11 protein-coding genes are annotated in these 7,488 nt (G+C 44.2%); 8 read left to right on the plus strand and 3 right to left on the minus strand.

The window, feature by feature from the left end; genetic code table 11:
* A partial coding sequence (locus tag AC1DSE_RS26215) for a DNA alkylation repair protein (RefSeq protein ID WP_477528426.1) occupies positions 1–306 on the plus strand: 306 nt, incomplete at its 5' end.
* Position 307: 1 nt separating this feature from the next.
* Here AC1DSE_RS26215 and AC1DSE_RS26220 read toward each other — a convergent pair.
* Complete coding sequence (locus AC1DSE_RS26220; RefSeq protein WP_477528427.1) at positions 308–1,699, minus strand: MFS transporter; 1,392 nt, start codon at positions 1,697–1,699, stop codon at positions 308–310.
* Between the two features lie 122 nt (positions 1,700–1,821).
* Between AC1DSE_RS26220 and AC1DSE_RS26225 the strand changes: the two genes are divergently transcribed.
* The gene (locus AC1DSE_RS26225; RefSeq protein WP_441880985.1) at positions 1,822–2,127 is read left to right on the plus strand and encodes an ArsR/SmtB family transcription factor; all 306 of its coding nucleotides are present in this window, start codon (positions 1,822–1,824) and stop codon (positions 2,125–2,127) included.
* Positions 2,128–2,207: 80 nt separating this feature from the next.
* Positions 2,208–3,776 (plus strand): sensor domain-containing diguanylate cyclase, encoded by a 1,569-nt coding sequence (locus tag AC1DSE_RS26230; RefSeq protein ID WP_477528428.1) that lies wholly within the window; start codon positions 2,208–2,210, stop codon positions 3,774–3,776.
* Positions 3,777–3,828: 52 nt separating this feature from the next.
* Here AC1DSE_RS26230 and AC1DSE_RS26235 read toward each other — a convergent pair whose 3' ends face one another.
* Positions 3,829–4,500, minus strand: coding sequence for a class I SAM-dependent methyltransferase (locus AC1DSE_RS26235; RefSeq protein ID WP_477511287.1), 672 nt, complete (start codon positions 4,498–4,500; stop codon positions 3,829–3,831).
* Positions 4,501–4,629: 129 nt separating this feature from the next.
* Here AC1DSE_RS26235 and AC1DSE_RS26240 point away from each other — a divergent pair, with 129 nt between their 5' ends.
* From AC1DSE_RS26240 to AC1DSE_RS26255, 4 genes are all read left to right on the plus strand, one after another.
* Positions 4,630–5,205: a GNAT family N-acetyltransferase gene (locus AC1DSE_RS26240; protein ID WP_441880988.1), complete on the plus strand. Its 576-nt coding sequence runs from the start codon at positions 4,630–4,632 to the stop codon at positions 5,203–5,205.
* Between the two features lie 116 nt (positions 5,206–5,321).
* A complete protein-coding gene (locus AC1DSE_RS26245; RefSeq protein WP_441880989.1) occupies positions 5,322–5,558 on the plus strand; it encodes a hypothetical protein in 237 nt (78 codons plus the stop codon).
* A 245-nt stretch (positions 5,559–5,803) separates the two neighbouring features.
* On the plus strand, positions 5,804–6,205 hold the full coding sequence (locus tag AC1DSE_RS26250) for a YhjD family protein (protein ID WP_083681694.1): 402 nt from the start codon (positions 5,804–5,806) through the stop codon (positions 6,203–6,205).
* A gap of 135 nt (positions 6,206–6,340) precedes the next feature.
* Complete coding sequence (locus tag AC1DSE_RS26255; RefSeq protein WP_441880990.1) at positions 6,341–6,730, plus strand: cupredoxin domain-containing protein; 390 nt, start codon at positions 6,341–6,343, stop codon at positions 6,728–6,730.
* Positions 6,731–6,799: 69 nt separating this feature from the next.
* On the opposite strand, the gene AC1DSE_RS26260 is transcribed toward AC1DSE_RS26255, so the two are convergent.
* Positions 6,800–7,066: a hypothetical protein gene (locus tag AC1DSE_RS26260; RefSeq protein WP_076266782.1), complete on the minus strand. Its 267-nt coding sequence runs from the start codon at positions 7,064–7,066 to the stop codon at positions 6,800–6,802.
* A 110-nt stretch (positions 7,067–7,176) separates the two neighbouring features.
* On the opposite strand from AC1DSE_RS26260, the gene AC1DSE_RS26265 reads away from it, so the two are divergent.
* Positions 7,177–7,464 (plus strand): Dabb family protein, encoded by a 288-nt coding sequence (locus AC1DSE_RS26265; RefSeq protein ID WP_477528429.1) that lies wholly within the window; start codon positions 7,177–7,179, stop codon positions 7,462–7,464.
* The last annotated feature ends 24 nt before the right edge of the window (positions 7,465–7,488 follow it).

The following is a 7,488-nucleotide window of genomic DNA, read 5'->3' on the forward strand; positions in this document are numbered from 1 at the left end:
AGTCAGCTCTCGAAATATCCGGAATTAACAGCGGAGTATACGGAGCGCTGGATCGATTCAGATCAGATGTGGCTCCGGAGAACTGCTTTGTTGTTTCAACTTAGGTACAAGCATGATACGGATACAGATCGGTTATTTGACTACATACGCCGCACGAAGGACGAAAGCGAGTTTTTCATTCGCAAAGCGATCGGCTGGGCGCTTAGAGAATATGCAAAAACCGATGCAGCCTGTGTGCATCGGTTTGTAGAAGAAACGCCGCTCTCGCCGCTTAGCAAGAAAGAGGCGTTAAAGCATATCGTTTAGCTTAACGTCGATTTGACTCATCGAGCTGCTGCTTTGAAGAGAAATAGTACAGCCACGATGCTGCAATGGCGAAGGCGGCAATGACGCCCATTCCCCAAAATATATTTGAAAATGCGCGGCCAAGCGGAACATTGCTTTGTGCCGCGAGAACGATACCGCTAATCGCTACGCTGAAAGCACCGCTAATGAATTGCGACAGCTGGAATAAGCCCATTCCAGCACCTACATGCTCACTTGGTAAAATTCTTGACAGCTCGTTCGAAACGCCCGAGTTTAACGCGGAGAAACTAACGCTCATCACGATATAAATTGCCATGACAACGTAGATGGATTGATCCGCGAACAAGGCGAAAGAAACAGCAGCGAGCRAGAGAAAGCAAGGAGTTAGCCGAAGCAGCAAGCTGTTGCCGTGTTGATCAATGATTTTTCCAATGCGATTGGAGGAAAGCATAGCTACAATGGCTCCCGGAAAAATAATGAGACCTGCTTGACCTGGTGTCAGCTTGAACAGGTGAATCAGCACCTGAGGCAGCAGAAAAAGTGTAGAAAAATTGTTAATGTAAGATACGACACCAAGTGTAATCAGACGAATATACCTTTTATTGCGGAACAGAGTAGGCTGAACAAAAGGATTTACTGCACGATTAATCCGTATCCAGAATAAGATTAGTGCAAGTATTCCGCCAATAAGAGCAATTAAGAAATGGTTCGTAATATAGAGCAGAACTCCTGTGGAGCCAATTCCGACAAGCGCGGCACCGAGAATATCGAAGGACCCCTTGTTCGATGGTTCAACCGGCAGCAGTCGATAAAACACAGGAATGAGTAAAAGTGAGATTCCGGTAACGATAAACAGATCGTTCCAGCCTAAATATTGTGTTATAGCACCGCCGATGACGGGGCCTAGACCAAGGCCGAGTGACGCAGCCGAAGTAATAAGTGCCATGGATTTGCCCCGGCGAGCAAGTGGAATGAATCGTGTAATGAGAACGATGGTTAAACTAAGGACGGAGCCCGCTCCGCAAGCTTGAATCAGGCGTGCGACAAGCAGCAGTACATAATGATGACTAAAATAACCAAGCACAGATGCGCCGCCCATGGCGATTAAGCCAATCGTGAGCAGCAGACGAATCGGAACAAAGTCAGAGAGTCTGCTGAAGGTAATCGATGAAATGGCAAATATAATGGAATAACCCGTTATGATCCATGAAGCTGCCGATGGGGATAGCATAAACTGAGCCGTTACTTGGGGCAAGGCCAGATTAAACATCATCGTATTCATGATCACAATAATTACGGTTAAACCTAGCAGCGGGATAACGAGACCGTCTCTAAAGGCGGGCCGCTCCTCGGTGAATACGGGTGGGACAGTAACAGCGGCACTGTTTCTCATATAGAACCTCCAAAGTTGTCTCTTTATCTATTTTCATTGTACGAATATTATCGTACAATGAAAATATAGCATGAGCTATGGTATAATGCAATAAGTACTTAATGAGAGAGGTGCGAATGCCTTTGAAAATATTATTCCATCCCAATCGTGAGGATATTGAGCTTACTTCTGTTTTATATGCATTAAGTGATCCTATTCGGCTTAGCATTGTTGTCGCTATTGTTAAGCATGGCGAGCAGTCCTGCGGCCACTTTGATCTTCCTGTCGTAAAGTCTACAATGACGCATCATTTTCGTACATTGCGTGAAGCGGGTGTAGTGAATGTTAGAAAGCAAGGCACCCAGCATTTTTTGACGCTGCGCACAGAGGATTTGGATGCTCGGTTTCCAGGCCTGTTAACGGCCGTTATTCAACCGGCTTCTGTATAGACGAAAGTAAGGACTATTTCTTTTCTCGCCCATATACGCTAAAATAAGGCTGTACTTTGGCAACGAGAGAAGGAACAACTGTGGGTACACGCAAAGGCTTAAAACTTCGATTCGTCTTGGGACTGTTCGTAATCGGCTCTGTTATCTTAACCGCCATCATCGGCGGTTATTTTGCATGGACGACAAATAAGACTTCACTAACGTCGGGTTATTTGGAAAGCAATTATCAATATGCGCAAAAGCTGTCCTCTAATACGAAAGAATTATTGGATATTATTAGCAACAATGTTGATGCCATAGCGGCAAGAGCAGGCATACAAAATATATCGCAAAAGGAATTGGATAGCTGGTACGATGCGAATGAGCAATATTTTAATGCGATTATCATTGTGGATTCCAATCGTAAAGTGATGTTATCTAGTTTGTCAAACGGAGGAGTCAAGGCAGGGGCAGTGCTGAACTCTTACGCATCGAAGCAAGCGGTTGAACAGAAACGCCCGCTTATTTCAGAGCCTTATGTGGGGACAACAACGAACCAGCTTCTTATGCTAATTTCTTCACCCATATTTAATGAACAAGGCGAATATGAAGGTTTTGTAGCTGGAACCATTTATTTGAGCGAGAGCAACGCGCTTAGCAAATTGCTCAACGAACATTTTTACGGAAACGGATCTTACGTCTACGTAGCAGATAAGCAAGGCCGCCTTATTTTCCATCCGGACCATCAGCGAATTAATGAAATAATTGCTTCAAATGAGGTTATTAATAAGGCGTTAGCTGGCCATAGCGGATCGCAGGAGATCGTTAATTCAAAGCAGAATCGTTATTTTGCGGGTTATGCGAACGAGTCGATAACCGGTTGGGCCATCGTAGCACAAACGCCTGCTTCAATTATTGATAAGCCGTTAAATGAATTGATATGGAGTATACTGCTGCAATTTCTCCCGTTATTTATCGTAATCCTGCTGCTTGCGTGGTATGTTTCCCATTTAATATCGAAGCCTCTATTTGAACTAGCTGCTTTCTCAGAGGAAGCGATTTTATCAACAAAGGCGATACGTTCCAAAATGCCCAAAACAAATTCTTACATCTATGAAGTGAGACAGCTTAATCAAAGTATAAATAACCATTTTAATTTACTGAACAAGGAAATTCGATTGGATGGGCTTACGGGACTTGCGAATAGGAAAACATTTGATTTGACCATTCAGGAGTGGATTGCCGAGGATATACCGTTTGCGCTTATACTGCTGGATGTTGACCATTTCAAAAAAATTAACGATCAGCACGGGCATCTTATAGGAGATGAAGTATTAATCTATACAGCTGCGCAAATAAAAGCATTTTCCAGAAGTCACGATCTTAGCTTCCGCTACGGCGGTGAAGAGTTTGGCATACTGGTTAAGCTAGGAAGCATTCCTACGGCAACCAATATTGCGGAGCGGCTTAGAGAAGGAATCGCTGCTGGCGCGAGTCCGACTGGCAGTCCAATCTACGTTTCAATCGGCATTTCAATGTCGAGTGGGAAGGCGAAGGATGCGAAGGAAATAATTGAAATGGCGGATCAAGCGCTTTATCGCTCGAAGGAAACAGGCAGAAACCGAACAACGGTTTACAACAATAAGCCATTAAGCGGACGAGAGGATTAGTTGTTCGGTTAAGGCTGCTCTGCTCCATACGCCATTCATCCTAAATAGAAAATCATACTGGTTTGTTTAACAGTACTCTAAAGCAATATAACGTTCCCCACATATTTGAGCTAATGGCAGTAAAGCTGGGCGTCGCCTCAAATTCGCCGCCATATGTGAGTCCTGCGGATTCGGCGGCGCGTTTGAGCTGCTGCAAGTCAACGGTCGGATAATCGAAGGTTAGCGCGATCCGGCCTCCTGGTTTCACTGTTCTTGCGAATTCTTTTAAGCTGAGGTCCTGATCTACATGTCTTAGATGCTCAAGCACAGAAATACAGAAGATGATGTCAAAATAATTATCCTCATAAGGAAGGTCAGTTATACTTGCCTGAGCATATTGAACCTTGGACCAACCCTGGTGGTTGGTTATTAACTGGAGAGCTGGCTGTCCTACGTCCTGAATAACTTCCTGAGAAATAGCCTCCCACGAGCTAATGCGCGCATCGAAATCGCAAGCATGCACCTCCTTGCAAACGCCACCCAAATAAAATTTTAATGGGTGCGAAATGCCGCAGGCTGCATCCAGTACGATATCATTTGGTGAAATGAGCGTTCGGCACCATTCATACTCATAGGGACGGCTCCACCAGGTTTCAGGCAAAGGATAGATAAGCGTATCTATCCTCGGATCAGTCGATGTGAAGAAGCGTGCTTCTTCGCGGCTGTGTTCATTTGGATTTAACATGCATTATTTTCCTCCCGCAAACGTGATTATATGGCAAGTTCACATGCAAGGCTCATTTTTCAAGCTTATGATGCAAGGGAAAGATTATGTATTTTACGTGTTTGTATGATGGGAAAAGGGGTTGAATAGATGGGTGCGTCATTCTCATTTCAGACGTTTCCGCGAATAGAGACGGATCGTTTTATTTTGCGAAAAACAGAGCAGCGGGATGTGCATGAATTGTTTGAGCTCTATTCCAATGATGATGTTGTCAAATATACACCGCTGCTGCCTTTCTCGGCAGAAGACGAGGCATGGCAGGAAATGAATTGGCATTTGGAGATTTATGCTCTACAAATAGGCATCAGATGGATAATTGAAGAGAAGAGCTCGGGTAAAGTAATCGGCACCTGTGGGTTTTTACATTACTTGAAGGAGCATGCGCGTACGGATTTAGGTTATGATCTATCTCCAAACTACTGGCGGAAAGGGATTATGAGTGAGGTAGCGGCGCCCATTATCGCTTTTGGCTTCAACAGCATGAAGCTCCATTGCATCGAGGCAAAGGTAGATCCGTCAAACACTGCATCGATCAACTTGCTCTGTAAGCTCGGTTTCAAACAGGATAGTCAGCCAAGGGAATTTGAGTTTGAGGATGGGAATTTTATTGAGCTGCTTGTATTTACGATGCTGCGCAAGGAGTTTGAATTATTGCACGCACGTTAGCGTCTTTCGCAAAGGACGTTTTCATCGTATAATAGGAGGAAGCGAGCCGCAGGAAGCTAAATGTATACTTGCTCGGCGGTGCTGCTTTATAATACTTTTTTTGGGAGGCATTACTAATGTCTATTAGCAAGGCGAGAAAAGCAAGGCAGAAGCTGGCGCAGCAAGGGCGCATGACGCCGGATGCACTGCGGGGCAGCTGGCTGGGCGTCAATCCAACGATCAAACGTACACCTACTTTGCAGGAGAAGCAGGCGAAGCTGAATAAGAAACACCGAAGGAATCACGCGAATTACAGCGATGGTTCCTTTTGTATTTATAGGGGTTGTTTGGTTTGGGAGAAGCAGGTTAGTTGACTTTGAATTTCGTGATTTTACTATGGTAATATGAAGACGTACATAATGAAAGCATGTTGCATTACATTGGGTTTGGTAAAAATTGATTTATGCCTATGTCATGCAACGGATACGAATCAATGACTCACAAACAGTCGTGCCAAGCAGGATTAAAAGTTAACTTTTGGGTATTAGTAAATTAACTTGCATCAAATCCTCGCTCCTCGCTATAATAAGAACAAACGTTCTTATTTGGAGGGGTGGCAATGGCCGCTAAAGAGGAAGAAGCCCGCGGAAAAGTCAGAATGGCAGCTAATCCACCGATACAGACCGAGGAAGAGCTTGTGCTGGTGAAGCAGTACGTTTTGCTTGGCATTGTTATGCGTATTTTGGATCATGATATACGTGTGATCGGCACTTCAGCCATTAAACTGCCGCGGTTTTATGAATCGATGATGCGCGGCATGCAGGATCGGGTGCTGCTTGACCTCGCTGGAATTAGAAGGAAATTCCGCGAAACAGGAATAAAGGTGTATGAGGAGAAGCGCGAAGCCGATGGTTTGCATGCCGAATATGTGTGCAGAGGGTACCATCATCGTTTTTTTATGCTCTGGGGCTTTGTAAAAGCGGAGTCTGAACGGGTGTTAAAACAGTATTTGTCCAGCTAATTTTGTAATTGTTCATGGTTTTGTCAAAATAACAAAAAAACTTTTCAGCTTTCCGTAGTTTAAGGTTGAGAACTTCGGACGATCTTATGTAATATAAGAGGTAGACATTATGATCGCAAAGGGGAGCACATAGCAATGCATAAGTGGATTATGTTTACTGTATTCGCAGCGGCGTCTTTGCTGGGCTTATATTTGCTCACATTCGCACTGCCAGCTAAGCCGGTTGATGAGTCTGCCTCGTTGCCAGAGGGCATGACTTTATTGAAGGTTGTAGCGTCCAACGATTTTGTATTTGATCAAAAAGAGTACAAAGTTAAAGTTGGAGACAAAGTTAGACTAAAACTTTCCAACAAAAGCGGTATCCACGGGATGCATATTGACGAGCTTCAAGTAGCTTTGGATAACGATCACCCGGAAACAGATTTGGAATTTAAAGAGCCAGGTACTTACAGAATCTATTGTTCCATTCCATGCGGTCAAGGACATACAACGATGGAATCGACTTTAGTGGTTGAAGCAGCCTAGTGCGTAATTGATTCATGTGCTGTAGAAATGAGAAAGGAGCCGAAAGGCTCCTTTTTGCCTAAAATAAAGCTATCGTGCTGAACGAGGATGATGCTCTTTATCACGACTGCGTACGATTAGAACGTCGGCGAGAAAGCCAAGCAGCGCCCATGTAGCAACAGTAAGCACATACATGAGCAAGACGTTAACCTCGTGCACGTCAACAAATAAATCAACGACCCAAGCGGGAATGCTAAACATGAAGAAAACAAGATTGTGCGGGTCGTAACCCGTGGAGTTGAACAAGCAGATAGCTAGTCCAATAATTGTTGCAACAATTGTAACCGGATAGCGCATAACGTACACCGAGCCCCTTCGTGTTAAAGATTGCCGTAATGCGACTGCATAGGTTATTATGTGACAAATAGACAAAAGTTATGCGTCAATATTAGAGGAGGAACTAAATAATGCTTACTCATATCGTATTTTTTAAATTAAAAGATGGCAGCGCAGAGAGCGTAGCGCGTACCGCACAAGTGCTTAGGGATATGGAAGGGCAAATCGAAGTATTAAAGTCGATTGAGGTTGGCGTGGATGTTGTGCATTCGGAGCGTTCTTACGATATCGCTCTTATTACGAAGTTCGAATCTTTGGAAGCGCTAGAAGTGTATCAAGTGCATCCTGTACATAAAAAAGTTATGGAACACATGATGCAAGTTCGTGAAGCTTCCGTCAGCGTTGATTTTGAAAGCTGAGAGGCAGGTTGAGCAGTTATGAGC

It is taken from the genome of Paenibacillus sp. 01L418 (genome assembly GCF_056400045.1).